The 2,776-nt window shown below is 67.8% G+C and carries 2 protein-coding genes; both read left to right on the top strand.

Annotated elements, in window-relative coordinates; genetic code table 11:
* A partial coding sequence (locus tag ACFTZB_RS44810; RefSeq protein WP_378442337.1) for an adenine phosphoribosyltransferase occupies positions 1–318 on the top strand: 318 nt, incomplete at its 5' end.
* A 103-nt stretch (positions 319–421) separates the two neighbouring features.
* The coding region (locus tag ACFTZB_RS44805; RefSeq protein ID WP_378442335.1) for a RelA/SpoT family protein at positions 422–2,776 on the top strand (2,355 nt) is incomplete at its 3' end.

Genomic DNA, 2,776 nt, shown 5'->3' with positions numbered 1-2,776 from the left:
GCCCGGGAGCTGGGATCCGGTGTGGTGGCCGTGCGGAAGTCGGGCAAACTGCCGCCGCCCGTGCTGTCGCAGGCTTACACCCTCGAATACGGAACGGCCACGCTGGAGATCCCGGCCGGATCGATCGGCCTGGACGGGCGCTCCGTGCTCGTCGTCGACGACGTCCTCGCCACCGGCGGCACCCTCGACGCGACGGCGCGGCTCGTGGAATCCGCAGGTGCCCGCGTGATCGGCATCGCCGTGGTCCTGGAGATCGCCGCGCTGGGCGGCCGGGAGCGCCTCGGAAAGTACCCGCTCACGTCCCTCGTCACGGTCTGAGTACTAAAGTTGGGCCTGGTGGTCGCCACGGCCACCGGGGCGCATGCCCGAGACCAACCAGGGCCCCAGAGCCCGAGCCATTTCAGTGGTAGGAGGTGACGGCATGACTTCGAATCTTGATCGGTCGCAGAACACGGGAACACCCGCGTCTGCGCAATCCGATGCCGAGTCACCTGCAGCGAACCCGGCTTCCGGTAACAACCGTGGAGCACAGGGATTCGCCGTTCCGGCGTCCGCATCGCGCCGGGTACGAGCGCGACTCGCCAGGCGCATCACAGGACAGCGGAACACGACCATCCGGCCGGTTCTCGAACCCCTCGTCAGTCTGCATCGCGAGCTCTACCCCAAGGCGGACCTGGCGCTCCTGCAGCGCGCCTACGACGTGGCCGAGGAGCGGCACGCCAGCCAGCGCCGCAAGTCGGGCGACCCGTACATCACCCATCCGCTCGCCGTCGCCAGCATCCTCGCCGAACTGGGAATGGACACGACCACCCTCGTCGCGGCACTGCTCCACGACACCGTCGAGGACACCGGCTATTCCCTCGAGCAGCTGACCGACGAGTTCGGCGAAGAGGTCGCGCACCTGGTCGACGGGGTCACCAAACTCGACAAGGTGGTGCTCGGCAACGCCGCCGAGGGCGAGACCATCCGCAAGATGATCATCGCGATGGCCCGCGATCCGCGCGTGCTGGTGATCAAGGTGGCCGACCGGCTCCACAACATGCGGACCATGCGGTTCCTGCCACCCGAGAAGCAGGCCCGCAAGGCCCGCGAAACGCTCGAGGTCATCGCGCCGCTGGCCCACCGGCTCGGCATGGCCACCGTGAAATGGGAACTCGAGGACCTGTCCTTCGCGATCCTGCATCCCAAGAAGTACGACGAGATCGTGCGGCTCGTCGCCGACCGGGCGCCGTCCCGCGACACCTACCTGGCGAAGGTGCGCGCGGAGATCAACGCGACCCTCACTGCGTCGCGCATCAACGCGGTCGTCGAGGGCAGGCCCAAGCACTACTGGTCGATCTACCAGAAGATGATCGTCAAGGGCCGCGACTTCGACGACATCCACGACCTGGTCGGGGTGCGGATCCTGTGCGACGAGGTCCGCGACTGTTACGCGGCCGTCGGTGTCGTCCACTCGCTGTGGCAGCCGATGGCGGGCCGGTTCAAGGATTACATCGCGCAGCCGCGCTACGGCGTATACCAGTCGCTGCACACCACCGTCGTCGGACCCGAGGGCAAACCCCTCGAGGTGCAGATCCGCACCCACGACATGCACCGGACCGCGGAGTTCGGCATCGCCGCGCACTGGCGGTACAAGGAGACCAAGGGCAGACACTCCGGTGACGTCGCCGAGGTCGACGACATGGCGTGGATGCGTCAGCTCCTCGACTGGCAGCGTGAGGCCGCGGACCCGGGGGAGTTCCTCGAGTCGCTGCGCTACGACCTCGCGGTCAAGGAGATCTTCGTCTTCACCCCCAAGGGCGACGTGGTGACTCTTCCGGCCGGGTCGACGCCCGTCGACTTCGCGTACGCGGTGCACACGGAGGTCGGGCACCGTTGCATCGGCGCCCGGGTCAACGGCAGGCTGGTGGCACTCGAACGCAAGCTCGAGAACGGCGAGGTGGTGGAGGTCTTCACCTCCAAGGCCGTCAACGCCGGTCCCAGCCGCGACTGGCAGACGTTCGTCGTCTCCCCGCGCGCCAAGACGAAGATCCGGCAGTGGTTCGCCAAGGAACGCCGCGAGGAGGCGCTCGAGGCGGGCAAGGACGCCATCGCGAAGGAGGTGCGGCGGGTCGGCCTGCCGCTGCAGCGCCTGATGAACGCCGAATCGATGGCGTCCATCGCGCACGAACTGCACTACACGGACGTTTCGATGCTGTACACGGCTGTCGGCGAGAGTCACGTGTCGGCGCAGCACGTCGTCCAGCGTCTGGTGGCGCACCTGGGCGGAGTCGGCGACGTCGAGGAGGAGCTGGCCGAGCGGTCCACCCCGTCGACCATGCCGATGCGTCCGCGGAGCACCGGCGACGCGGGTGTGCTGGTTCCCGGTGCGGAGGGCACGGTCGCCAAACTGGCCAAATGCTGCACACCGGTGCCCGGCGACGAGATCATGGGCTTCGTGACCCGGGGCGGCGCGGTCAGCGTCCACCGCACCGACTGCACCAACGCCGGCTCCCTGCAGGAGCAGTCCGAGCGGATCATCGAGGTCAAGTGGGCACCGTCCCCGTCGTCGGTGTTCCTGGTGGCGATCCAGATCGAGGCGCTCGATCGGCACAGGCTGCTGTCGGACGTGACCAAGGCGCTCGCCGACGAGAAGGTCAACATCCTGTCGGCGTCGGTGACGACGTCCGGCGACCGGGTGGCGATCAGTAAGTTCACGTTCGAGATGGGCGACCCGAAGCACCTCGGGCACGTGCTGAACGTGGTCCGCAACGTCGAGGGCGTGTACGACGTGTAC

It is taken from the genome of Rhodococcus sp. NPDC057014 (genome assembly GCF_042673295.1).
In the GTDB taxonomy this organism is placed as follows: domain Bacteria; phylum Actinomycetota; class Actinomycetes; order Mycobacteriales; family Mycobacteriaceae; genus Rhodococcus_F.
The sequence above is the reverse complement of the archived record's forward strand: the minus strand, read 5'-3'. Positions and strand labels throughout refer to the sequence as shown.